We start from the raw sequence: 23,384 nt of genomic DNA on the forward strand, positions 1-23,384 counted from the left end.
TTCTGTCGTCGACCCACTTTACTTGCTGGCGACTAGCAAGTATACAGATCGTGTTCTGGACCGTCAAGCGCCCGCAGGAGCGCGCTTTCGCCCGCCGAGAACGCTCGCTACTCGCCGCTTTGTCGAGCCCGGCCGCGAGGCCACACCTGCCGCCTGGCGTCGCCGCGAATGCGGTGAATCGACGGCTTCCAATCGCCCCGCGCACGGCTATGATCGCCGGACTCGATGGGCTTGCTCGACCCGATCCCGCCGCCGTACGACCCCCTCGAGTGGGCCACCAGGCCCCTGCCGGAGAAGAGCCGCATGGTGTGTCGCTCGTGGGCCCTGCAGGGCTACGGGACCCCGGTCGCGGTCTACTTCGTCTATCTGTTGAAGGTCGCGCTCTACGTCGGCGGGTGGATCTTCTTCTGCGGGTTCACGCCGGGGCTCGGCGCGCCGGCGCAGATCGGGCAATGGTGGCTCGAGCCGGTCGCGTTCCAGAAGGCGATCGTGTGGAGCCTGCTGTTCGAGGTGCTCGGCCTCGGCTGCGGCAGCGGGCCGCTGACCGGGCGCTACTTCCCGCCGATCGGCGGCTTCCTCCACTTCTTGCGCCCCGGCACCACCAAGCTGCCGCTGCTGCGCGGCCTGCCGCTGGTCGGCGGCGCCACCCGCAATCCGATCGATGTCGCGCTCTACGCGATCTTGCTGATCAGCCTGGTGCGCGCGCTGGTGGCCCCGCAGCTCGACGCGGCGCTGCTGCTGCCGCTGGTCGTGCTGGTGCCGCTGTGCGGCCTGCTCGACAAGACCGTGTTCCTGGCCGCGCGCGCCGAGCACTACTGGGTCATGATCGTGGTGTTCGCGTTCGCCAGCCCGTGGCTCGCCGGGGCCAAGGCGGTGCAGGCGGCGCTGTGGTTCTGGGCCGGGGTGTCCAAGCTGAACCATCACTTCCCGGCGGTGGTGTGCGTGATGACCAGCAATTCGCCGGTCACCCGCTTCGAGTGGCTCCGTCGCCTCGTCTACCGCAGCTACCCCGACGACCTGCGGCCCTCGACCCTGGCGACGGTGATGGCCCACGTCGGCACGCTGCTCGAGCTGTCGGTGCCGATCGTCCTGATCTTCGGCGACGGCGGCGTGGTCACCACCGTCGGCCTGGTGATGATGGTGATGCTGCACGGCTTCATCCTCAGCACCGTGCCGATGGGGGTGCCGATCGAGTGGAACGTGGTCGTGCTGTACGGCGGGTTCTTCCTGTTCGGTGCGCACGCCGACGTGAGCCTCGCGGGCCTGGTGGGCACGCCGGTGCTGGCCGCGTTCGTGGCCCTGTTCACCGTGGCGCTGCCGCTGTGGGGCAACCTGGCGCCGCACCGCCTGTCGTTCCTGCTGTCGATGCGCTACTACGCGGGCAACTGGCCGTACTCAGTGTGGCTGTTCCGCGGCGACAGCTACAAAAAGCTCGATCGCCTGCGCAAGTCCTCAAAATGGTTGTACGACCAGCTCGACGTGTTCTACGAGCGCAAGGTGTCGGTCGGCCTGGTCGGCAAGGTGATCGCGTTCCGCCTGATGCACCTGGCCGGCCGGGCGCTGTGCCGCTTGTTGCCGCGCGCGGTCGACGACCCGCGAAGTACGAATGGGTCGACGGCGAGCTGGTCGCGGGCATGGTGCTCGGCTGGAACTTCGGCGACGGGCACCTGCACGACGAGCAGTTGATCGCGTCGGTCCAATCGCAGTGCGGCTTCGAGCCTGGCGAGCTGCGCTGCATCATGGTCGAATCGCAGCCCCTGCACCGGCAGATCATGCTGTGGCGGATTCATGATGCCGCCACCGGCGAGCTCGGTCGCGGCGAGATCGCCATCGCCGACCTGCGCCAGCTGCAGCCGTGGTCGTTCGACTTGCCCGGCGGCGCGGCGCAGCGCGAAGGCGCCTAACCGGCGCTCGCGGGCCGGGTCGCGGCTCGCGCGGCGCGCAGGCAGTGCTTGAGGGCGTCGCGCAGCTTGGCGAACACTGCGACGTGGGACAGGTCGACGCCGAGGGCGACGACCGTCTGGGCGATGCTCGGGTGGATGCCGGTGAGGATGCCCTCCGCGCCGAGCAGGCGGATCGCGTGGATCATCTTGATCAGGTGGCTCGCGGTGCCGGTGTCGACGACCTCGACGCCGGTGAGGTCGAGGATCGCGTAGCGGGCCCGCGTCTGGGTGACGGCCTGCAGCAGGCTGTCCATGATCTCGGCCGTGCGGGCGGTGTCGATGAGGCCGACGATCGGCATCGTCAACACGCCGTCCCACACCTCGATGATCGGCGTGGCCAACACGCGGATGACCTCCTGTTGCCGCTCGATCAGCTCGACCTTGCCGCGCAGCTCGTTCTCCGCGCGCGTCGCCTCGCTGACGTCGATCGTCACGCCGACCAGGCGCACGCCGTTCGCGGCCCCGGCCACCGGGATGTACCAGGTGTCATAGAAGTTCCCGTGCAGCTCGACCGCCTTGGTGAACTGGGGCTCGCCCGCGATCGCGGCGGCGACGATGTCGCTGTTGCCGGTGGCGCGGTACATCTCGAAGATGTTCTGGCCGACGAAGTGTTCGCTCCTCATGCCGATCGAGCGCATCGACTTGCCGTCCATGACAGGAAGGTCCCGCGCTCGTCGGTCGCCCACAGCGAGACCTCGAGGTTCTCCTTGATCGCAGTCAGCATCGTCCCCTCGAGCGCGGCGCGAGCCTCGGCCTCCACGCGGGCGGTGACGTCGTGGCCGTAGACGATCGTGCGCGCGGGCCGGTCGGCAGCCCCCGGGACGACCTGGACCCACGCCTCGAGCGCGCGCGTCGCCTCGCCCTGGCGGACCTCCCACACCTTCGGCTTCGGGCCGGCGTCGTCGACCAGCGCGCGCCACGAGCCGCGCGTCAGCGGCACCACCTCGTCGAGGTCGCGGCCCACTGCCGCGGCCGAATCTGTCCCGAAGAACAGCTCGGCATGCCGGTTCCAGGCGACCACGGTGCAGCCGGCGTCGAGCTCGAACACGATCAACGGGGCATCTTGCAGGACGCGAGATTCACTCACAGACACTGTTTATCCGACGTTCTGCCGCCCGTCCTCCGCTTCTTCGCCGACGCGCCGGCGCGTCGGCGCGCGCCTGAAATCTGTTCTATCGCGGCGCTCGCCCGCCGCGCGTCGGCGCGGGTGCGATGCACCCTCCGCCCGCCCGACCCGCGAGCGCAGGCCTCCCGGCCGATCGAGCGCGGCCGAACGCTGTTCGCGGCCGGCTCGACGTGATGACCGGCGCGCGGGCGGCAGGCTGAGGCCGCCGCCGCGGTCCGCCCGGTGATGCCGCCGGCGCTCGCGCGCGCCTGACAGCGGCGCGCGCGAGGCTTCAGCTCACAGCGTCTTGAGGTACTCGAGCACCGCGCGGCGCTCCTGGTCGTCGAGGTGATCGCCGAACGGGTGGCCGGTGTTCCAGTGGCCGGTGATCGTCGTGTCGTAGACGTGCTTGCGCTCGTCGTCGGGGGCGCCGTCCTGGCCGTACGGCAGCTCGACCCACGGCCAGCCGACGGCCTCCTCGTCGTAGTTGGTGCTGTCGTAGTCGACGCGGCGCCACCACATCGGCCGCGCCTTGCTGTTCAGCACCAGGTCGATGGTCGGCACCGAGGCGTTGTGGAAGTACGGCGCGCTGGACCAGATGCCGTCGAGCGGCGGGGCGACGTAGCCGACGAACGGGTCGCCGGTGGTGAGCTGGCCGACGTCGCCGTACCACGAAGAATTGAACCAGTCGGCGAACGGGCGCGCGTCGGCCTCGAAGGCCAGCAGCGGGTCGGTGCCGATCGTGTCGAGCGGCAGCAGCATGTTCGGGTAGGTCTCGAGCGCCGGGTCGTCGGAATACGTGCCGTGGCAGCACGAACAGTCGCGCGTGAAGATCTCCCGGCCCTGGTCGGCCAGCTCGGCGTCGATCACGAACGGGTACTTCGGCGCCTCGACCGACTCGATGAAGGCGCGGATGTTGTTGAAGTACGAGAAGATGCCCTCCGCCTCCTCGACCGAATCGGTGCACAGGGCGCTGGCGTAGATCATGGTCGCCCGGTGGTCGCCGCGCGACATGCCGTTCCAGAACAGGCCGTGCTTCTTCTTCGTGTGCCACCACGGCGGCGTGTCGACCGGCAAGATGACCTCGGGCACCACGGTGTTCGGCTCGTCGAGCCACTCGAGCGTGTTGGCGTCGTGGCGCGTGGACAGCACCGCGGCCAGCGAGTCGGCCGGGTTGGTGCCGACGACGAGCATGCGCGTGTAGTCGCCGACCGCCTGGTAGCGCTGGGCCATCCGCGTCATCTCCTCGAGCCCCGGGATCGGGATGCCGGGGATCGGGATCTCCGCCAAGAACCCGCCGATCTGCTCGGTGTAATCGGCGTCGGCCTTGCCGAGGCCGATGACGAGGTCGCCGTTGAAGTGGCCGGCGTGGCACTCGAGGCAGTTGAGCGAGACGATCTCGGCGCCGCTGCTCTTCGAGGTGTGAACGGTCCAGTTGTAGGGCACCTGGGCGTTCTTGCCGGTGCGGCCCGGGAGCGGCTCGCCCTCGCCGAAGGAGCCGAGGAGCGGCGCGGCGATCGGGAACAAGGCAAAGGGGATCCCACACGAGACGTACCCCTCGTTGAGCAGGGCGTGATAACCGGCCTGCGCGTCGCCCTGGACCTGCTCGACGCCGGGGATCGGGTAGCCCTTGCCGCAGGCGAGCGGCGCCGGCGGGTCGTCACCCGTGGTCGAGTCGCCGTGCGACGATCCGGTCGTCGGCGGGTCCACCCCAGAATCGCTGGCCTCGCTGGTGGTCGGACTGCCGGGCTCGGTGGTGGTGCCGGGGCCGCCGCCGCCGGTGCTGTCGCTGCCGATGCCGTCGGTCCCCTGGCCCGGCGAACTCTCGCCGCAGGCGCCCAGGACCAGGCAAACCACTCCAATCCGTGTTCTCTGCGTCATCGATCCCATCGCGTCACTCCTTCTCCTGGACCGTCGCGCCCCCTCTCGGAGCGACGACGGGCGAATCGCCACACCCACCTCGCGGCCCCGCTCATGACGACCTCGGTCTGGACCTCTTGGCGCCCCCCCGCGAATCCACGCAGCGGCCGGCGCGGAGCGCTCTGGCGCGATTGCAGCGGATGCATCGGGAGGCTGAACATTGTCAATGTGGCGCCATTCCGGCCTGGACCGGAATGCTCAGTGGGGGGTTTGCACCCCGAGCGTCGCCCCCGGGCGAGCGACGATTCGGATGCGATGATGACGGACCCGGCGCACGCGTGAACCTCAGGCCTGAGCCGCTCGCAGGGCGCGGGCGATGTGCGCCCGCATCAGCCCGTGCAGCTCCTTGACGGGGATGTCGGGGTTGACCAGCCAGCGATAGAGGAGGCCGTCGACGACGCTGGCGAACAGCTCGGCCGCGAGCCCGGCGTCGACCTCGGCCGCGATCTCGCCGTGCGCCTGGCCCTCCTCGACCCACCGCGTCAGCGCGCGGACGTGGGCCTTGTTCAGCTTGGCGACGTTGGCGCGGTACTCGGCGCTCGGATCGATGCTGGCGTAACGCAGCAAGTACATCGCCCGCAGCCCCTTCGGCTCGTCGACGATGAATTTGTAGAGCGCGTCGGTGACCCGCTGCAGCGCGGCCACGCCGGTGGCGCGACCGACGACCGCCTGCACCCGCCGCAGCCACTCCGCGGCGATGCTGTCGTGCACGTGGGCCAAAAGCCCCGCCTTGGAGCCGAAGCGGTGCGTGACGAGGCCGCGCGAATAACCGGAGCGCTCACCGATGCCCGCGAGCGTGGTGCCGGCGATCCCTCGCTCCACCAGCAGGCTCACGGCCGCCTCGGTCATCATCTGCTCCGACATCGCCGTTCGCTCCTCCTGGGTCCGCCGTCTTGCCTCGGAAATCATCGAGCGTTTTTTTTCTTGTCAAAGCTCGCAGTTGTCAAAGCCTTCGGAGCCCATCACGCCTTACTTGCTGGCGACAAGCAAGTTATAAAATGGCGCGGCTCGCGTCAAGCCCTCTGCGCGGCGCTTTGGGAAGCTTTCGGGTGCGACAAGGTGCGCCGCCGCCCGGCAGCGCCTGGTGCCCCGCGCCGACAGGGCGGCGATCGCAGAGCGGCAGGGCGAGGGGCGAAATCGCGGCGATACTGGTGAATCACCCGGGTTTATGAAGTCTCGACAATGGCTGAGCCCGTCGCCGGCGAATGGGCAAAGAGGGCGCCGGGTCCTCGCATTGAACGATGAGCCCGCTCGCCACCGGCGGGGTCCGCGGCGACGCGAGTTGCGCAACGCCTGACGAGGCCGGCGCAATTGCGGGTCCGCGGCGGAGGGCCCACTTTCCGCCTCCTGCCGGGGATGCGGCGAAAAACGCGGCCTCGGTGCCTCGGGTCGGTGGGGCGCCGCGAGCCGCGACCGGGCGCGTGATCATAGTTGCCGGCGTCACCCGCCGCCGTCGGGGCCGTCCGGCCGCGACGGCCGACGATTCCTTCCTGCCCCGGCCTCAGGTGAATCATGTCTCACGATTTCGCGAGAGCCTCGATCGTCTCCATCGTCTCGCTCATCCTCGCCGGTCCGACGGCCTGCGGCTCGTCGAAGTCCGACGAGGTCGTCGCTGTCGCCGAGCTCGCTCCACTGGGCGCCAGCGCCGTCGACGGCACCGTCACCTTCACCAAGAAGAACGGCGAAGTCCACGTCGAAGCGCGGATCAACGGCCTCCAGACCGGCGACCACGGCTTCCACATCCACGAGTTCGGCGACTGTTCGGCCCCTGACGGCAAGTCGGCCGGCGAACACTTCAACCCCGACGCCACCGATCACGGCGCGCCGAAGGCCCCCCGCCACCACGCCGGCGACCTCGGCAACCTGGCCGGCGGCGGCAGCGGCAAGCAGACCACGCTCGACATGAAGCTCGAGGGCTTCACCCTCGACAACGGGCCGCGGGGGATCCTCGGCCGCTCGGTCGTGGTCCATGCCGCGCCCGACGATTACACCTCGCAGCCGGCCGGCAACTCGGGCGCGCGGATCGCCTGCGGCGTCATTCGCCTGCGCGGCGGCGACACCCAGCCGATCACCGCGCCGAAGTGATTGTTTGCGGAGGACCGCGCCATGCATCGGCCCGAGATCTACGAGCTCCTGGCCCGTGAGCACGAGGAGCTCGACGAGCTGTTCCACGAGCTGCTGGCGGCGAAGGGCAAGCTCGCCGCCGGGCTGCTGACGCGGGTGCGCCTCAAGCTGGTGCCGCACTCGCGCGCCGAGGAGGCCGTGTTCTACCTGCGCCTGCAGGACGACGAGCGGACCGCCGAGAAGGTGCGCGTCGGCTTGGCGGAGCACCGGCAGGTCGAGGCGCTGCTCGACGAGCTGCTGGCAATGTCGCCGCGCGACGACAATTGGGCCGCGCGGGCGCGCGTGCTGGCCGACATGGTCGGGCGCCACGTCGACGAAGAGGAGGGCGAGCTGTTCCCGCTGGCGAAGCGCGTGCTCGACCCGCAAGAGGCGCAGCGGCTCGCCGCCGCCTTCGAGACCGAGCGCGACCGCGTATGGGAGTACATCCTCGGCGAGCAGCGCGGCGCGGCGTGACGGTGCGGCGGATCGCGCTTGACCTTCGCGCGCCATCGTCAACATTGTCGGCATGGCTGAACACCCCGTAGAAGGTACGAGCTCGCTGTGGCAGGCCACCTGCGACGTGCCGAGCTTCGCCCCGCTGACTCAGGACATCGAGACCGACGTGTGCATCGTCGGCGCGGGGCTCGTCGGCTTGACTGCGGCGCTGCGGCTGGTCCGCGCCGGCCGGCGCGTCGTCGTGCTCGACAGCCAGCAGCCGGGCCGCGGCAACACCGGCCGGACCACCGCGCACCTGTCCAGCGCGATCGACGACCGCTTCAGCGAGCTCGCCCGCGTGCGCGGCCTCGACGCCGCGCGCAAGGCGTGGGAGAGCCACGCGACGGCCATCGATTGCATCGAGGCGATCGCCCGCGACGAGGACATCGCCTGCGACTTCGAGCGCCGCGACGGCTACCTGTGGCTGGCCCCCGAGCAGGACCCGGACATCCTCCGCCAGGAGCTCGAGACGGTCCACGCGTTCGGCTGGCACGGGGTGCAGGCGATGGACGAGGACCCGGTGTTCCGCCGGCCCTGCCTGCGCTTCCCCGACCAGGCCCAGTTCCACCCGCTGAAGTACCTGGCCGGCCTGTGCGCGGCGCTGAAGCGCAGCGGCGCCGCGATCTTCGGCGACACCCGGGTCGAGAACGTCGAGGGCGGCGAGGAGGTCGTCATCACCACCGAGGAGGGCCGCCGCGTGCGCAGCAAGGCCGCCATCATCGCCACCTGCTCGCCGATCTGCGACCGCTTCGCCATCCACAGCAAGCAGGCCTCCTACACCACCTACGCGATCGGCCTGCGGGTCCCCGCCGGCGTCGTGCCGCCCGGGCTCTACTGGGACACCATCGACCCCTATCATTACGTCCGCCTCCAGCCGGGCAGCGAGGCCGAGGGTGACGTCCTGATCGTCGGCGGCGAGGATCACAAGACTGGCCAGGCCGACGACGGCGAGCGCCGCTTCGCCGCCCTCGAGGCGTGGACGCGCGAGCGCGTGCCCGCGGCGCAGGAGCGGCTGTACCAGTGGTCCGGCCAGGTGTTCGAGACGCTCGACGGCCTGGCGCACATCGGCCCCGACCCCGAGGGCGCCGCGAATGTCTACATCGCTACCGGCGATTCGGGCATGGGCATGACTCACAGCACGATCGCGGCGATGATGCTGAGCTCGCAGATCTGCGACGGCGAGAGCGAGTGGTCGCAGCTCTACGACCCGCGGCGCAAACCGCTGAAGGCCGGCGGCGAGTTCCTGCGCGAGAACGCCAACGTCGCCGCGCAGTACGCCGATTGGCTGCGGCCCGGCGAGGTCGGCTCGATCGACGAGGTCGCGCCCGGCAGCGGCGCGATCCTCCGCTCGGGCCTGCACCGCGTCGCCGTCTACCGCGAGGAGAGCGGCGAGATCCACGCCTGCTCCGCCGCCTGCCCGCACCTCCTCGGCTCGGTCACGTGGAACCACCTGGAAAAGACGTGGGACTGCCCGTGCCACGGCTCGCGCTTCGATCGCCTCGGCGAGGTGATCGCCGGCCCCGCCCGCTCCGGCCTTCGCGTGCTCGACCCGCGGACGCTGCGTTGATTCGGGGTCCCACCGCGGACCCGCTGATGTCGACATTGCTCCGGCTCGCGCCGGCCATTCCCAGGAAGCGCGGCCCTGCCTCAATTCGGTCGCACGTCGCCGGCCCGCGGCGCTCGCGTCTCGCGGGCCACGCGGGCGAACGTCGACAGCGCGCGGTCGAGGCGGGCCAGGCCGCGCAGGGCCGGGTCCGACGAATCGGCGCGTTCGACCACCCGCGGCGCGCACGGCGGTTTGCGGGCGGCGAGTGACTCGGCGAGCTCGCGCGCGCGGTCGGCCAGACGAAGCGCGACCGCGTGAGCGCGCTGCACCGCGGCCTCGTCGAGCGCGCGTGGGTCGAACATCAGCAGCGGGCGCGCGTGGAAGCACACCGCCGCGAACGCGAAGAACAGGCGCCGCGTCTCGCGGGTGGAGGGCAGCGGCACCCCGCCGGCGGCGCCCTGGACCTCGCTCCGCACGTCACGCAGCTTGCGGTCGAGCGCCCGCGCGGTCGCGCGACGGTCGGCGCGCTCGGGCCCCGGCAGCGTGTACGTGACCGCGAGGTCGTCGGCGAGCAGGCGCAGCGCGTCGACCATGTGGGCGCGGATCGTCCCGCGCGTCGACACCGGGAACACCAGCATCGCCACCCCCGCGCCGACCAATACGCCGACCAGGGTCTCGAGCACGCGCAGGTACAGCAGCTCGTCGGAGAACATCCCCAGCAAATTGTAGAGCACCGCGATCAGCGTCGTGAACGCCGCCACCATCCACGCGTAGGCGAATTGCAGGGTGTAATAGGCGATGAACATGCACGTGAACAGCACCACCAATTCGAGCGGCACCAGGCCCTGGATCGCGTGGGCCACCAGCAGGCCGACGATCACGCCGACCAGGGTGCCCGTCATTCGCTGCCACGCGCGCGCCAGCATCGCCCCGCGCGTGTTGGCGCGGTTGAACACCATGAACGCCGCCATCACCGCCCAGTAGGCGCGCGAGCTGGCGACCGCGTGCCCAGCCGCCAGCGCCAGGCCGGTCGCCAGCGTCGCCTGGGCGGCCAGGCGCAGCGACCACGTCCACGTCGGCGTATTGCGGCCAGCGGCCGGCTCCGGCTCGCGCGCCTCGCCGCGGGTCGTCGGCAGTTGCGCGTCGAGCTTGAGCGCGGCCAGGAGCGAGCGCAGCGCTCGCTCGAGCATGCAGGCGCTGCGGGTCGCCTTCGTCAGCGCCGCGATCGCCTCCGCGGCCGCCGCCTCGTCGCCGGAGCGCACCGCGCTGCGAGCGGCCAGCAGCGCCGCCGCGATCGCCTGCCGCGCGGGCGGGGCGAGCGCGATCGTCGGCACCGCCGCCGCCGCGACCTCCTGCAGCGCCAGCTCGAGCGCGAACACCTGCTCGCGCAGCGCCGCCGACCTCGCGCTCGCCGGATCGACGCGATCGATCTGCTCGTCGATCGCCAGCGCCGACTCGTTGATCGCCCCCAGGGTGCGCCGCAGCGCCAGCACCCGCCGCGGCGTCTCGCGCCCCTCGGCCACCAGCGCCGCCAGCTGGTGCAGCGCCACCGCTACAGTCCGCCGCAGCGCCGCCAGGCGCAGCCGCAGCCGCGTCTCCGGCCGCTCGCGCACGACCCAGAAGCGGGCCGCATAGGCCAGCGCGGTGGCGATGCACACGCTCGTCAGCATCAGCGGCAGACGGGTCAGGTCGGCGCGGAAGTACAGGGCGAAGAAGTAGCCGAGGAAGCCGATCATCCCGAGCGCCAGTCCGCGCGGACCGAACCGGCGCACCAGCACCGCGACGAACGCGTTGGCCAAAAACAGCCCGTCGCGCAGCCACGGAATGCCGTGGACCAGCGTGCCGAGCAGCAGCGCCGCGCAGGCCACCGGCGCCACCAGGGCAGTGGTGATCCGCTGGGCCCGCGTCGTCGGGTCGTTGACGGTCGCCACCCCCATCATCGCCACGTTGATGCCGACGAGCGCGACGCTGGTCGGCTCGCCGAGCGCCTCCGCGAGCTTGTGCAGCAGCGCGGCCGCGGCGATCGCAGTGAGGGTCACGCGCGCGGCCTGCCGCAAGCGCACGAGCTCGGCGTCGGCGATGACCACGACGTCCGCGAGGTGGGCCGCATCGAACCCGCGCCCGCTGTTCGCCTGCGCCATGGCCGGCCGATCTATGGCCCGAAGCGAGCGCCGCGCAACTCGGTTCCGGGACGCCGGTCGCCGCGCGCGGTCGCGGCCGCGGCCGCCTCGCGGGCGCCCGTCGGGGCGCAGACCGCGACCACGGCAGGCGCATTCAGACAGTTCATTGCTCGGCAAGCGCCGTCCACGAACTCGGTGCGACGCACGTGGGGAGAGCTGATAAGATGTCTCATCGCTCGCCCGCTTCTCCACCTCGTATCGCGCAAGGCGGCCGCACTCGCGAGCGACCGAAGCCGTCACCGCCTCGAGACCGGCGCCCGAATGGCTGTCGCCCTGCTGTGTGCCTGCAGCGGCAACGCCAGGAGTCCCGGCCATTCGCCCACCGCGTCCTCGACGCACGAATTACCTGCGGGGGACCTCCCGGCCTGTTCGCGCCCGGCCCATCTGTTGCCGGCGAATCCTCCCGCGCTCGCCGATCCCTCGGTCGCCTTCCACGATTCGGGTCTCGCGGCCGAGGTGAGCCATTACCCGTCGTCTCGCTTGTACTCCGGCGAGTCTGGACCTCCGCTGCCGCCGGCGGATGTCGGCGTCCTCGACGATTTCTGGTGGGGGGAGCCGTGGGTTCTGAATCCGGGCACCGAATCCGGCGGGCAACGCCGGGTCCAATTCGCCTGCGATCGAGAGACATACCGTGTGGGGTTCTGGATGGACGCCAAGGACCTACGACCGACGAACCGCTCGGAGACGCTCCTGGTCGCGCGCCCCGAGCTCCCGCGCCAGTCGCACGAACGACTCCCCGGAGTGCGCATACCCGCCGGCAGCGCGCTCCTCCTTGCTCCCGTCGGGGACGGCGCGGCGACGGCGGCTGTCTACGACGATCAGGAGCTCGTGCGCGCCGAGGGCTATATCGCCTCGACGGTGGTCGACGTCGTCTACAAGCCCGCGGAGCAGCGGCCCGAGACGATCGCGTTCGACGGCTCTCTCACCGGTGCGACCGTGGTCGTTCGCGACGCGCCGCGCGGGGCGGAGCTCGCCCGCTTGTCGCTGCGCGAGCCGCTCGCGGTCACGCAGCTCGAGCGTCGCGGCGACGCCGTACTCGTGCGAGCCCACCGCTCAGGCGCCACGGTCGTGGGATGGGTCGACGGCGTCCAGTTCGACCCTCGTCCGCGGTGGACCGAGCAGCGACAGCCCAAGGGCGGTGGCGGTGGCGCCGAGATCGTGGGGAAGCACCCCATCGAGCTCGCGGCCGGCACGCTGCTGGTGCACGAGGACTCGGGGCAAACGCTGGGCGTCGTGACGCGCACGGGGACGTTCTCTTGCGTCGGCCCCTGCGAAGCACAAAGGCCCAAGGTCATGATCGTTTGCGGCTATGAATTGCGCCTTCGTGCGCTGCCTCGCAATTGTTCCGAGTGACTTGCGCTGCACCGCGGCGCTCGACCCACCGAACGAACATGTCCTTCAAGACATGCCCTTCGGGACACCCCTTTTAAAAATTTCTCAGTCCGCCGGCCGGTAGAGCACGTCGGTGCGGAGCACGAACTTCTCGCCGCGCGTCACCTCGCAGGCCTGGTGCAGCACGCGGTGCTGGAACAGCAGCGCCCGGCCGAGCTGGGGCGTCACAGAGGCCCCCAATTCGACGAAGTCGGTCGCCCCGCCCTCGAAGCCCTCGTTGAGATAAAACACCAGAGTCAGCAGGCTGCGCACCCCGTCGGCCAGCTCGACGATCGTGTCCCAGTGGGCCCCGTGGCGCTCGCCCGGGCCGTAGCGGTACAGCCGCAGACGCGGGTTGGCGCCGGCCAGCACCTGCCCCGACAGCCTCGCCGGCACCTGCGCCCGCACCCGCTCGAGCAGCGCGTTCGCCTCGTCGGCGTCGTCCCACATCACCCGCGTGTTGTTGCGCGTCTCCGGCTCGACCACCGGCCCTCCGCCGGGCCCGACGATCGGCGCCACCTCGGCCTGGCCCTCGCGCATCTTCGCCACGTACGCCGCGCATTCCTCCGCCGACAGCGCCCCATCGACGGTCCAGTGGAGCGGGCAGGTCAGGTCGAGGAAGCCGGCGTACATCGGCCGCGATCCTAGCAGCCGCCCGCGACGCGCGGCAGGCCGCCCGCGCCGTGGTACCGTCGCCGCGATGTCGATCGTGTTCTCGATCCGCGCCCTCGTCGTCGAAGGTCAGCTCGCAGGCGTGCGCGCGGGCGACCCGCGCGAGACCGTCCACGCGCACCTCGGCCCGCCCGACGAGCAGGTGGCGAGCACGAGCGAGGAGTCGGAGATCTGGCGCTACGGCAACTTCGAGATCTCCTTCGAGGACGAGGTGGTGTACCAGCTGCGTCACCACGCCCTGGGCGACCTCGAGGCAGGCCCTGGGCGCGAGCTCGAGGCGTGGATCCTCGGCGGACCGGCGGCGCCCGATCGGGACGCAGTCGTCGCCCGCCTCGTCGCCGAGGAGGTGCCCTTCGTCACCGGCCACGGCTGGGACCACCGCCGAATCTTGCAGGTGCGGGGCGGAGCTCGCCTGCTGTTCGACCGCGACGAAAACACCGGGGGCGAACTCTGGCGAGCGATCGAAACCAGCGCTCATGCCCGCGGCTTCACGCCCGACCTCGCGCCGCCGACGGGACCGACCCTCGACCGATTCTTGTTGATACGCCGGATGTCCGCGTACACGAGCGCCCACGTGCTTCTCGGCGTCTTCACCACGGCCTCGCTCGCCGACGCCGCACGAGCGGCCTACCTCGCGCGCTACACCGCCGATCCAGCCAGCGACCCCTGGCACGAGCAGGCCTACAAGGATGACGGCCTCGTCGCGAAGGACCTCGAGGTCCGATGTTTCTCCGGCCCCGCGGAAGCGACCGAGGTCGTCGTCGTCAGCGACTACTCGGAGGGCTTCGGGCAGATCGTCCGCAGGTTCGACTCCCTGCACGAATCCATGGCCGCGGCCGAGGTCCGGATCGCGGCCTTGAACGACGTCGAGGACATATTCCCGCACTACGCGCTGCCGCAGCTCGCCCGCCTCGACGCGCTGCTCTCGGACGCCGAGAAGGACCAGCCCGATTACCGCGATTATTCCGATTCGGAAGAGCCCGAGACGTAGCGAGCGGACGCGCCCGCTGGGCGAGGCCGTACGGCTGAGTCTGTTTCATAGCAGCCTCGACCGTGCATAGCGAGCAGCGCGGACCGCGAGGCCATCACCGTCGAGCTCGCCATGAGCGCCACGATCCGGCTCGCAGCGGCGGCTCCGCGCGTCGAGTTCGCCCGCCCCGCCGATTTGCTGCATACATTGTTCGCACTCCCACGAAAGGCCGGCGGATGACCCCCATAGGCATGAAGACGGTGATCGCGCTGTTCGACACGGCGGCTGACGCGAAGTACGCGGTCGACGCCCTGCTCCTGCGCAAGTACGACCGCACCGACATCAGCGTGGTCGCCAACGACCTCGCCACCTTGCACGAGGCCCCGCCGCACGCCGGCCAGATCGCCGCCGGCGCGCTCAGCACGATCGTCGGCCTGGCCGCGTTCGCCGTGCCCTACGCCGGACCCGTGCTCGCGGCCGGCCCGATCCTCGGCGCCCTCGGTGCCGTGGGCGCCGAGGAGATCGACAATCCCGGCTGGCTGGCCCCGGCGCTGGTGAAGATCGGCATCCCCGACGGCGAGGCGCGCAAGTACAGCGACGCGTTCAACCGCGGCGGCGCCGTCATCACCGTGCGCACGCGGGAGATCGACGCCGACAACGTCGCCCGCCTGCTGTCCGCCTGCGGAGCGGTCGACGTCGACGAGCGCGTGCGCCCCGAGTCACGCCGGCGCTCGACCGGCTGATCGGGTCACGGCCGCGGCTCGCGGTGCGAGCGATCGTACGGAAAGCGATCGCCGTGCGGCTTGGCGCAGCGGACGAAGCAGCGGTGCCGCACCAGCTCGCGCCACTCGTCTGCAGTCAGGTCGTCCTCCGGATCGGGCGGCCCCGGCGTCGCGTCGACATTATAAAAGAACTCGCCGGCGATCGCGTAGTCGCGGCGGAATCGGGTGCGCCACTGCGAGTTGCCGCCCCAGCCGTGCGACAGATCCTGCGCCGGGCGATTGTTGCGAGCGTACGCCCAGTACAGCGTCGACCCCTCCGCGATTTCTTTAAAAAGATGCCTCCGTCCGGCGGCCACGCGGACCCCGGCGCGCGCGAACAACAGCGGCCCGAGCGTGTGCCCCGGCCACTGCTCGGCCAGCACTCGCGGCGACGCGTCGTCGTCGGCGTCTTGCTCGACGATCACGACCTCATGAAAAAACGGGTGAAAGCGCGGCTCGCCGATCCGCTGCATCTCGAACGCTGCCATGAATTCATCATAGGCCGTCGGCGGCACCGCGATCGTCCAGCCCCCCCCGTAGCCCGGCCTGCGCGCGAAGCCCAGGCGCAGCAGATCGCAGACGCGTGACATCGCGTAGAGGCGCCAGCAATCCTCGATCGTCCGCGCCGGCACCTCCGTGACCCGCGCCGCCGCCAGCGCGCCGAACCACCGCCGCTCCGCCTCGTGCGCCCGGGCCCACGGCAGCACCACGTCTTCGGCCAGGCCGGCGCCGTCGTAGTCGAGGATCGCCTCGTACAGCTCGCGGTACGGCCCCTGGTCGCTGTGCATCGACACCAAGCCTACGCCATATGGCCGCTCGCCCGCACGGCGATCGAGCGAGCGACTCTCGCCGGCGGTTGCCCCGCGGCCCGCCGCGCCGCGGTGACGTGGGTCATGCGATTGGCGGCCGTGGCCGCCGCGATCGGCCCACGCCCGCGGGCGCCCTCCGGTCGCGCCCCGCGATCGCTTGCGACCCGGGCGATCGCCGGCATAGCAGACACCGCTCGCAAACGAGCGCCGCAGCGCCGGAGAACCGTGGCCCAGCTCTTTCGCCCATCCGCGGACCGCCGCGTCCGCCTGGTCCTGTGGGGCCTCCCGCTCGGCCTCACCCTCGCGGGCGTCGTCGGTTACTACCTGGCGAGTTCGGACTGGAGCACCGGCGTCGGCAACCCGCTCGCGCAGCCGGTCCCCTTCAGCCACGACCACCACGTCGGCGGCCTCGGCCTCGACTGCCGCTATTGCCACGAGACCGTCGAGCGGGCCGCCTTCGCCGGCATCCCCGCGACCGAGACCTGCATGCATTGCCACGCCCACCTGTTCGCCGACGCCCCCCTGCTCGCGGCGGTGCGCGACAGCTGGGCCGCCGACCGACCGATCCGCTGGCAGCGCGTCCACGACCTGCCCGACTTCGTCTTCTTCGATCACAGCATTCACGTCCACGCCGGCGTCGGCTGCGAGACCTGCCACGGCCGCGTCGACCGGATGCCGCGGATCCGCCAATACGCCGACCTGTCGATGAAGTGGTGCCTCGAATGTCACCGCGACCCGGCCCCGCACCTGCGGCCGCCCGAGGCGGTGTTCGTCATGGGCTGGCAGCCCGACCCGCACGCCCCGCCCGTCGCCCTCGACGACGCGCCCCACGTCAGCTGCTCGGAGTGCCATCGATGAGCGACCACGATCCGCTCGGCCGCCGCGCCTTTTTGAAGCGCATGAGCGCCGGCCTGGCCGCCGCCGGCCTCGGCGGCTGCCTCGAACGCGACCCGCCGGAGCGGATCGTCCCCTACGCGCGCCAGCCCGAATACATCGTCCCCGGCGTGCCGCTGTACTTCGCCTCGGCCTTCACCCGCGACGCCTACGCCTACGGGATCCTGGTCGAGACCCACGAGGGCCGCCCGACCAAGATCGAGGGCCACCCCGAGCACCGCGCCAGCCTCGGCGCGACCTGTCCCTTCGGACAGGCCACGGTGCGCGAGCTGTACGACCCGCGGCGCTCGACCGGCGTGCGTCGCGGTCACGAGCCGAGCAGCTGGCCGGCGTTCTTGCGCGAGGCCCGGGGCTGGTTCGCCAAGGGCCGCCGCGTCGGCGTGCTGACCGGGCCGACCACCTCGCGCATGCTCGAAGGCGGCCTCGCTCGCCTCGCCGCGCGCTGTCCCGGCCTGCGGTGGTTCGTGTCGAACCCGGTCGGCCGCGACAACCTCCACGCCGGCCTGCGGCGGCTGTTCGGCGGCGCCTTCGCCTGTCACTACCGCCTCGATCGCGCCCGCGTCGTCCTGAGCCTCGACGACGACCTCCTGTTCGTCGATCCCGGCCGCCTGCGCCACGCTCGCGCGCTCGCCCTGCGGCGGCGGGCCGAGCTCGACCCCGCCGAGGCGCTGCGGCTGTACGCGCTCGAGAGCTACCCCGGCCTCACCGGCGCCGCCGCCGATCACCGCCTCGCCGCGCGCGTCGGCGACATCCCCGGCCTCGCCCGCGACGTCCTGCGCGGCGTCCTCGGCGACCCTCTCGACGACCCCTGGCTCGCCGCCGCGATCGCCGACCTCAAGTCTGCCGGCCCGACCGGCCTCGTCGTCGCCGGCCCCAATCAACCGCCGCAGGTCCACGCCATGGTCCACGCGGCCAATCAGTTGCTCGGCGCCGCCGGCCGCACCGTCGTCTACACCGAGCGGCTCGAGCGTCAGCCCGAGGGCCCCGAGCACGCCCTGCCGGCCCTCGTCACCGCCCTCGCGCGGCGCGAGCTCGACGCCCTGCTCGTCCTCGACGAAAACCCCGTCTACACCGCCCCGGCCGACCTCGGCTTCGCCGACGCCCTGGTCGGCGTGCCGTTCACCGCCCACCTCGGCCTCTGGCGCGACGAGACCGGCGAGCGCTGCCGCTGGCACCTGCCGCTGGCGCACCCGCTCGAGACCTGGGCCGACGCCGCCGCCGACGACGGCGAGATCACCCTGTCGCAGCCGACCATCCGCCCGCTGTACGACGGCCTCAGCGCGCCCGAGCTGCTGGCCGCCCTGACCGACGACCCCGCGCGCGGGCGTGACCTGCTCGAAAGGACATGGAGCGACCGCGCCCCCGCCGACGTCGACCTCGCCCAGTGGTGGCGGTCCGCGATCCACGACGGCCGCCTGCCCTCACCCGCGACCGCGGTGACCACCGCGATCCGCGGCGACGTCCTCTCTTCATTGCTCTCAGAACATGTCCCATCGGACATATCATCCCCCGACCTCGCGCTCGCCTTCCGCCCCGACCCCGCCGCCTGGGACGGCCGCTATTCGCTCGACCCGTGGCTGCAGGAGCTGCCGCGGCCGATCACCCGGCTCATGTGGGGCAACGCCGCCTTCGTCGCCCCCGAGACCGCCCGCGCCCGCGGCCTCGCGCACGCCGGCGGCGTGCGCCTGCGCGTCGGCGATCGCAGCATCGACGCCCCGGTCCACGTCCTCGCCGGCCACCCGCCCGATCAGATCACGGTCCACCTCGGCTACGGCCGACGCGCCCCCGCGGCGGGCGTCGGCTTCGACGCCTATCGCCTGCGCAGCGCCGGCGCCCCGTGGGCCGTCGCAGTCGTCGCCGAACCGCTCGCGCACGACGGTCCGCTGATCGTCGATCGCCACCGCGGCGACGAGCACGAGCACGGCGACGAGCACGCCCGCTGGCTGCTGCGCGGCGAGCCGGCCCACCTGCTCCCGCCCGGCCTGCAGCCCGCCTCGATGCAACCGACCCGCCCCCCCGCCGAGCACGCGTGGGCCATGGCGATCGACCTCAACGCCTGCATCGGCTGCAACGCCTGCGTGATCGCCTGTCAGGCCGAGAACAACATCCCCACGGTCGGCCCCGTCGAGGCCGCGCGCGACCGGGCGCTGCACTGGATCCGCATCGACACCTACGCCGACGACCGCGGCGAGGGCCCGCGCTGGCGGTTCCAGCCGGTGCCGTGCATGCAATGCGAGCACGCCCCGTGCGAGGTCGTGTGCCCGACCGGCGCCACCCAGCACAGCCACGACGGCCTCAACGACATGACCTACAACCGCTGCTTCGGCACGCGGTATTGCGCCAACAATTGCCCCTACAAGGTCCGGCGCTTCAACTTCTTCGACTACGCCGGCCGCGACCTCGTCCCCCTCGATCTCCAGCGCAACCCCGACGTCACCGTGCGGACGCGCGGGGTCATGGAGAAGTGTACGTATTGCGTGCAGCGGATCCGCGGCGCGGAGATCGCTGCGCACCGCGAGGGCCGGATCATGGGCCCCGTCGCCACCGCCTGTCAGGGCGTGTGCCCGGCCCGCGCGATCGAGTTCGGCGACCTCGCCCGGCCCGACGATCCGGTGCTCGCCCTGCGCCAGGACGCCCGCGCCTACGCGCTCCTGCCCGAGCTCGGCACCCGCCCGCGCACCAGCTACCTCGCGCGCCTCGTCCACCCCAACCCTGCCCTGCGCGCCGCGGCGCCGCCCGAGGAGAAATGACGTGACCCCCCGCGTCGACTCCGAGCGCTGGACCGAGGGCGAGCCCGACCTCGCCGCGATCAACGACCTCGTCGTCGGCACAGTGCAATCGCCGCGGACCCGGCGGAGCTGGCTCGTAGCCATTGCTCTGGCCGGCCTCGGCGTCCTCGCCCTCGCCCTCGCAGTGTTCGGCGTGTTCTGGTGGTATGTCGGGATCTGGGGCGTCGACACGCCGGTCTACTGGGGCATCGCCATCACCAACTTCGTCTGGTGGGTCGGCATCGCCCACGCCGGCACTTTGATCAGCGCGATCCTCCTGCTCGCCGAGCAGCCGTGGCGGCGCTCGATCAACCGCTTCGCCGAGGCGATGACCCTGTTCGCGATCGCCTGCGCCGGCATGTTTCCCTTGCTGCACCTCGGCCGGCCCGAGTTCTTCTACTGGCTCCTGCCGTACCCCAACACCTACGGCTACTGGCCGCAATTCCTCAGCCCGCTGGTGTGGGACTTCTTCGCCGTCGCCACCTACGGCACAGTCTCTCTCGTCTTCTGGTACGTCGGCCTGGTCCCCGACCTCGCCACCATGCGCGACCGCTCGACCGGCCTGCGCGCGCGCGTCTACGGCGTGTTCGCGCTCGGCTGGCGCGGCTCGGCGCGCCACTGGGAGCGCCACCAGACCGCCTATTTGCTGCTCGCCGGCCTCGCCACCACCCTCGTCGTCTCGGTCCACACCATCGTCAGCTTCGACTTCGCCATCGCCCAATTGCCCGGCTGGCACACCACCGTGTTCCCGCCCTACTTCGTCGCCGGCGCGATCTTCAGCGGCTTCGCCATGGTGCTGACATTGCTGATCCCCGTGCGCGCGTGGCTCGGCCTGCGAGCACTCGTCACCGCGCGGCACCTCGACTACTGCGCCCGGCTCATGCTCACCGCCGGCCTCGTCGTCGCCTACGGCTACGCCGCCGAGCTGTTCTTCGGCTGGTACAGCGGCGATCCGCACGAGCGCGACCTCCTCGCCAGCCACCTCCACGGCCGCTCCGCCCCGCTGTTCTGGCTGATCATCGGCCTCAACGTCGTCCTCCCGCAGTCCTTGTGGTGGCGGGCCGCGCGGCGCAGCACCGTCTGGCTGTTCGTCCTGTCGCTCGCCATCAACCTCGGCATGTGGCTCGAGCGCTGGCTCATCGTCATCAGCTCGCTCGAGCACGGCTTTCTGCCGACCACCGGCGGCGCGTATTGGCCGACCTTCTGGGACTGGCTCACTCTGGCCGGCACCCTCGGCTTCTTCGTCTTCTTCATGCTGCTGTTCCTCCGCTTCGTCCCGGCGATCGCCATGTCGGAGCTGCGCGAGCTGGTCGCCGAACGGCGGCGGAGGGGCGCATGAACGGCCTGCGAGGCCTCCTGGCCGAGTTCGCCGGCGCGGACGACGTCCTCGCGGCCACGCGCGCGGCCCGGCGCGCCGGCTACGTCGCGCTGGAGGTGTTCTCGCCCTACCCCGTCGAGGGCGTGGCCGAGGCCCTCGGATTTCGCACGCGCCTCGCGTGGGTCACCTTCGTCGCCGGCCTGCTCGGCGGCGCGGCGATCTTCCTGTTCCAGGGGTGGGTCCACGCGATCGACTGGCAGCTCGACATCGGCGGTCGGCGGTCCTTCGCCGCCCCGGCGTTCATCGTCCCGACCTTCGAGATCACCATCCTCGCCGCCGCGCTCGCCACGGTGTTCGCCATGTTCGTGAAGAACGGCCTGCCGCGCCTGCACCACCCTCTGTTCGCGGTGCCCGCGTTCGAGCGCGCCAGCCAGGACCGCTTCTTCCTGTTCATCGGCGCCGACGACCCGCGGTTCGCCGAATCGACGGTACGCGCATTCCTCGGGTCGCTCGCCCCGCTGGAGGTCCACGATGTCTCGCGCTGACGCCGTCGTCCTGCTCCTCGCGCTCGCCGCCTGCGAGCAGAAGATGCGCGACCAGGCCCGCCTCGACCCGCTCGAGCCGGCCGCCTTCTTCGCCGACGACATGGAGGCGCGCAGCTTGCCCCCCGGCGTGGTCCCGCGCGGCCAGGCCCGCCTCGACCGCCACCTGTGGCAGGGTCGAACCGCCGACAACCTGTTCGTCGCCACCTATCCCTTCACCCTCACCCGCGCCGACCTCGCCCGCGGCGAGCAGCGCTACGCCATTCATTGCACCCCGTGTCACGGCCGGCTCGGCGCGGGCGACGGCGTCGCGGTCCAGCGCGGCTACCCTGCCCCGCTCCCCTTCACCACCCCGCGGCTGCAGGGCGCCCCGGTCGGTCATTTGTTCGACGTCGTCACTCACGGCCGGGCCACCATGCCCGACTATGATCATATCGACGTCCACGACCGCTGGCGGATCGTCGCCTGGGTGCAGGTGCTGCAATTGAGCCAGCACGCCCCGGCCGCGGTGCTCGGCGCCGACGACCGCATGCACCTCGTGGAGGCCCGGCGATGACCCTCGTCCTCGGCGCCACCCTCGTGCTCGCCGCCCTCGCCGCCGCGGCCGGCCGCGCCTCGCCGGCCTTCCTCCACGCGTGGCTGCTCGCCTGGCTGCTGTGGCTCGGCGTCGCCCTCGGCGCGCTCGTCTTCCTCTGCATCCACCATCTCGTGCGCGGCCGCTGGGGCGCCACAGTCCGCCCGCTGCTCGCCGCGATGACGCGCACCCTGCCCCTGCTCGCGCTCCTGTTCTTGCCGATCGCCCTCGACCTCGCCGTCCTCTACCCGTGGACCGATCTCGAGTGGTTGCAGGCCGCACCCCTGCGCGCCGCCAAGGCCGCCTACCTCGACGCTGACTTCTTCCTCGCCCGCGCCGCGGTCATCCTCGTCGTCTGGAGCGTCCTCGCGTTGCGCCTCGCGCGGCCGGGGCGGCGGCGGCCGGGGCTGGCGGCGCTCGCCCTGGTCGTCTTCTTCGCCACGGTCACGATCGCCGCGGTCGACTGGATCCTCTCGCTCGACCCCGACATGAGCACCAGCGCCTTCGGCCTCGCCCTCGCCACCGGCGACGCAGTGGCGGGCTGGAGCGCCGTCGTGATCGCGGTCGCCCTGGTCCACGGCCGCAGCGCCCACGCCCCTCTCGTCGTCCCCGAGCGCGCGCAGCAGCTCGGCACCCTCCTGTTCGCCGCCCTGATGTTGTGGGGGTACATCGCCTTCACTCAATACTTGCTGGTGTGGGGCGCCGACCTGCCGCGCGAGGTCGGGTGGTTCTTGCCGCGGCTCCACGGCGACTGGGGCCGCGTCGCCTGGTCCCTCGTCGGCCTGCACTTCGCCGCCCCGTTCGTCCTCCTGCTGCAGCGGCCGATCAAGCGCAGCCCCGCGCGCCTGGCCGCGGTGGCCGCATTGCTGTTATCGATGCACTACGTCGAATTGCTGTGGCTCGTCGTGCCGTCGCGCGGCCTGCCGCTCGGCTGGCTCGACCTCGCGGTGCCGCTCGGCCTCGGCGCCTCGTGGGCGCTCGCGGTCGCGGTGTTGCTCGGGCGCGGCCCGCTCATCGGCTTGCCGGAGGAGGACATCGACCGTGTCTGATCAATCCTACGAGCGCGAAGATCTGCCCGACCACCGCCGCGGCTTGCGGGGCGCCGGCGTGATCGTCGGCGGCCTCTTGCTCGGCGGCTTCCTGGTCGCTGGCATCGCCGTCCGCGTGTTCGGCCCCGCCCCGAGCGAGGGCCTCGAGGGCGCCATCCCCACCGACGCCCTCCGGCAATTGCGAGCCGACGTCGAGGCCGAGTGGGCCGCCCGCGCCGACGTCTGGGAGTGGCTCGATCACCGCCACGGGGTCGCGCGGATCCCCGTGTGGCGCGCCGCCGAGATCTCGCTCGCGCGCGGCTTCCCGACCCGCCGCGACCCCCCGCGACCCGTCACCGCGAGGTTATTTAAAAGATGACGCTCC

The 23,384-nt window shown here is 71.5% G+C and carries 20 protein-coding genes and 1 pseudogene; 14 read left to right on the forward strand and 7 right to left on the reverse strand.

Going from position 1 to position 23,384, the window contains the following annotated elements; translation table 11 throughout:
* The first annotated feature begins 225 nt into the window (after positions 1 to 225).
* Positions 226 to 1,904 (forward strand): annotated as a pseudogene (locus tag OV090_RS44465) (DUF3556 domain-containing protein).
* Here the strand turns inward: OV090_RS44465 and OV090_RS44470 are convergent.
* From OV090_RS44470 to OV090_RS44485, 4 genes are all read right to left on the reverse strand, one after another.
* Complete coding sequence (locus tag OV090_RS44470) at positions 1,901 to 2,596, reverse strand: STAS domain-containing protein (protein ID WP_267711025.1); 696 nt, start codon at positions 2,594 to 2,596, stop codon at positions 1,901 to 1,903. The pseudogene OV090_RS44465 and the gene OV090_RS44470 overlap by 4 nt on opposite strands.
* Positions 2,563 to 3,030: a PAS domain-containing protein gene (locus tag OV090_RS44475; protein ID WP_267711026.1), complete on the reverse strand. Its 468-nt coding sequence runs from the start codon at positions 3,028 to 3,030 to the stop codon at positions 2,563 to 2,565. Before OV090_RS44475 ends, OV090_RS44470 begins: the two co-directional genes overlap by 34 nt.
* Before the next feature lie 315 nt (positions 3,031 to 3,345).
* The gene (locus tag OV090_RS44480; protein ID WP_267711027.1) at positions 3,346 to 4,929 is read right to left on the reverse strand and encodes a hypothetical protein; all 1,584 of its coding nucleotides are present in this window, start codon (positions 4,927 to 4,929) and stop codon (positions 3,346 to 3,348) included.
* Positions 4,930 to 5,253: 324 nt separating this feature from the next.
* Positions 5,254 to 5,832 carry a TetR family transcriptional regulator gene (locus tag OV090_RS44485; protein ID WP_267711028.1) on the reverse strand — a complete coding sequence of 193 codons (579 nt, stop codon included), beginning with the start codon at positions 5,830 to 5,832 and terminating at the stop codon, positions 5,254 to 5,256.
* A gap of 648 nt (positions 5,833 to 6,480) precedes the next feature.
* Here OV090_RS44485 and OV090_RS44490 point away from each other — a divergent pair.
* Genes OV090_RS44490 through OV090_RS44500 form a run of 3 tightly spaced genes read left to right on the forward strand, consistent with a single transcriptional unit; the run spans position 6,481 to position 9,133 of the window.
* Positions 6,481 to 7,053 (forward strand): superoxide dismutase family protein, encoded by a 573-nt coding sequence (locus OV090_RS44490; RefSeq protein ID WP_267711029.1) that lies wholly within the window; start codon positions 6,481 to 6,483, stop codon positions 7,051 to 7,053.
* A gap of 21 nt (positions 7,054 to 7,074) precedes the next feature.
* Positions 7,075 to 7,545 (forward strand): hemerythrin domain-containing protein, encoded by a 471-nt coding sequence (locus OV090_RS44495; protein ID WP_267711030.1) that lies wholly within the window; start codon positions 7,075 to 7,077, stop codon positions 7,543 to 7,545.
* Positions 7,546 to 7,597: 52 nt separating this feature from the next.
* Positions 7,598 to 9,133 (forward strand): FAD-dependent oxidoreductase, encoded by a 1,536-nt coding sequence (locus tag OV090_RS44500; protein ID WP_267711031.1) that lies wholly within the window; start codon positions 7,598 to 7,600, stop codon positions 9,131 to 9,133.
* Between the two features lie 80 nt (positions 9,134 to 9,213).
* Here the strand turns inward: OV090_RS44500 and OV090_RS44505 are convergent, their stop codons facing one another.
* Positions 9,214 to 11,253, reverse strand: a complete 2,040-nt coding sequence (locus OV090_RS44505; RefSeq protein WP_267711032.1) for an FUSC family protein — start codon at positions 11,251 to 11,253, stop codon at positions 9,214 to 9,216.
* Here OV090_RS44505 and OV090_RS44510 point away from each other — a divergent pair.
* Positions 11,212 to 12,645 carry a hypothetical protein gene (locus OV090_RS44510; RefSeq protein ID WP_267711033.1) on the forward strand — a complete coding sequence of 478 codons (1,434 nt, stop codon included), beginning with the start codon at positions 11,212 to 11,214 and terminating at the stop codon, positions 12,643 to 12,645. The genes OV090_RS44505 and OV090_RS44510 overlap by 42 nt on opposite strands.
* 84 nt (positions 12,646 to 12,729) lie before the next feature.
* On the opposite strand, the gene OV090_RS44515 is transcribed toward OV090_RS44510, so the two are convergent.
* Positions 12,730 to 13,296 carry a 2OG-Fe(II) oxygenase gene (locus tag OV090_RS44515; protein ID WP_267711034.1) on the reverse strand — a complete coding sequence of 189 codons (567 nt, stop codon included), beginning with the start codon at positions 13,294 to 13,296 and terminating at the stop codon, positions 12,730 to 12,732.
* 67 nt (positions 13,297 to 13,363) lie between these two features.
* On the opposite strand from OV090_RS44515, the gene OV090_RS44520 reads away from it, so the two are divergent.
* Positions 13,364 to 14,326 (forward strand): hypothetical protein, encoded by a 963-nt coding sequence (locus OV090_RS44520; RefSeq protein WP_267711036.1) that lies wholly within the window; start codon positions 13,364 to 13,366, stop codon positions 14,324 to 14,326.
* 230 nt (positions 14,327 to 14,556) lie between these two features.
* Positions 14,557 to 15,048 (forward strand): hypothetical protein, encoded by a 492-nt coding sequence (locus OV090_RS44525; protein ID WP_267711037.1) that lies wholly within the window; start codon positions 14,557 to 14,559, stop codon positions 15,046 to 15,048.
* Positions 15,049 to 15,053: 5 nt separating this feature from the next.
* Here OV090_RS44525 and OV090_RS44530 read toward each other — a convergent pair whose 3' ends face one another.
* Complete coding sequence (locus tag OV090_RS44530; RefSeq protein ID WP_267711038.1) at positions 15,054 to 15,854, reverse strand: hypothetical protein; 801 nt, start codon at positions 15,852 to 15,854, stop codon at positions 15,054 to 15,056.
* Positions 15,855 to 16,100: 246 nt separating this feature from the next.
* On the opposite strand from OV090_RS44530, the gene OV090_RS51285 reads away from it, so the two are divergent.
* The 7 genes from OV090_RS51285 to OV090_RS44565 are packed head-to-tail and all read left to right on the forward strand — an operon-like array spanning position 16,101 to position 23,378.
* On the forward strand, positions 16,101 to 16,733 hold the full coding sequence (locus OV090_RS51285) for a cytochrome c3 family protein (protein WP_267711040.1): 633 nt from the start codon (positions 16,101 to 16,103) through the stop codon (positions 16,731 to 16,733).
* Positions 16,730 to 19,519 (forward strand): 4Fe-4S dicluster domain-containing protein, encoded by a 2,790-nt coding sequence (locus OV090_RS44540; RefSeq protein WP_267711041.1) that lies wholly within the window; start codon positions 16,730 to 16,732, stop codon positions 19,517 to 19,519. Before OV090_RS51285 ends, OV090_RS44540 begins: the two co-directional genes overlap by 4 nt.
* Position 19,520: 1 nt before the next feature.
* Entirely contained in the window at positions 19,521 to 20,876 is a 1,356-nt protein-coding gene (gene nrfD / locus OV090_RS44545; RefSeq protein WP_267711042.1) for an NrfD/PsrC family molybdoenzyme membrane anchor subunit, read from the forward strand.
* Complete coding sequence (locus OV090_RS44550) at positions 20,873 to 21,400, forward strand: DUF3341 domain-containing protein (protein ID WP_267711043.1); 528 nt, start codon at positions 20,873 to 20,875, stop codon at positions 21,398 to 21,400. Before nrfD ends, OV090_RS44550 begins: the two co-directional genes overlap by 4 nt.
* Positions 21,387 to 21,953: a cytochrome c gene (locus tag OV090_RS44555; protein ID WP_267711044.1), complete on the forward strand. Its 567-nt coding sequence runs from the start codon at positions 21,387 to 21,389 to the stop codon at positions 21,951 to 21,953. The genes OV090_RS44550 and OV090_RS44555 overlap by 14 nt, the downstream gene beginning before the upstream one ends.
* Positions 21,950 to 23,020 carry a hypothetical protein gene (locus OV090_RS44560; protein WP_267711045.1) on the forward strand — a complete coding sequence of 357 codons (1,071 nt, stop codon included), beginning with the start codon at positions 21,950 to 21,952 and terminating at the stop codon, positions 23,018 to 23,020. Before OV090_RS44555 ends, OV090_RS44560 begins: the two co-directional genes overlap by 4 nt.
* The gene (locus tag OV090_RS44565) at positions 23,013 to 23,378 is read left to right on the forward strand and encodes a hypothetical protein (RefSeq protein WP_267711046.1); all 366 of its coding nucleotides are present in this window, start codon (positions 23,013 to 23,015) and stop codon (positions 23,376 to 23,378) included. Before OV090_RS44560 ends, OV090_RS44565 begins: the two co-directional genes overlap by 8 nt.
* Positions 23,379 to 23,384: the final 6 nt, after the last annotated feature.

The sequence above is a fragment of the Nannocystis sp. RBIL2 genome (assembly GCF_026626745.1).
GTDB lineage: Bacteria > Myxococcota_A > Polyangia > Nannocystales > Nannocystaceae > Nannocystis.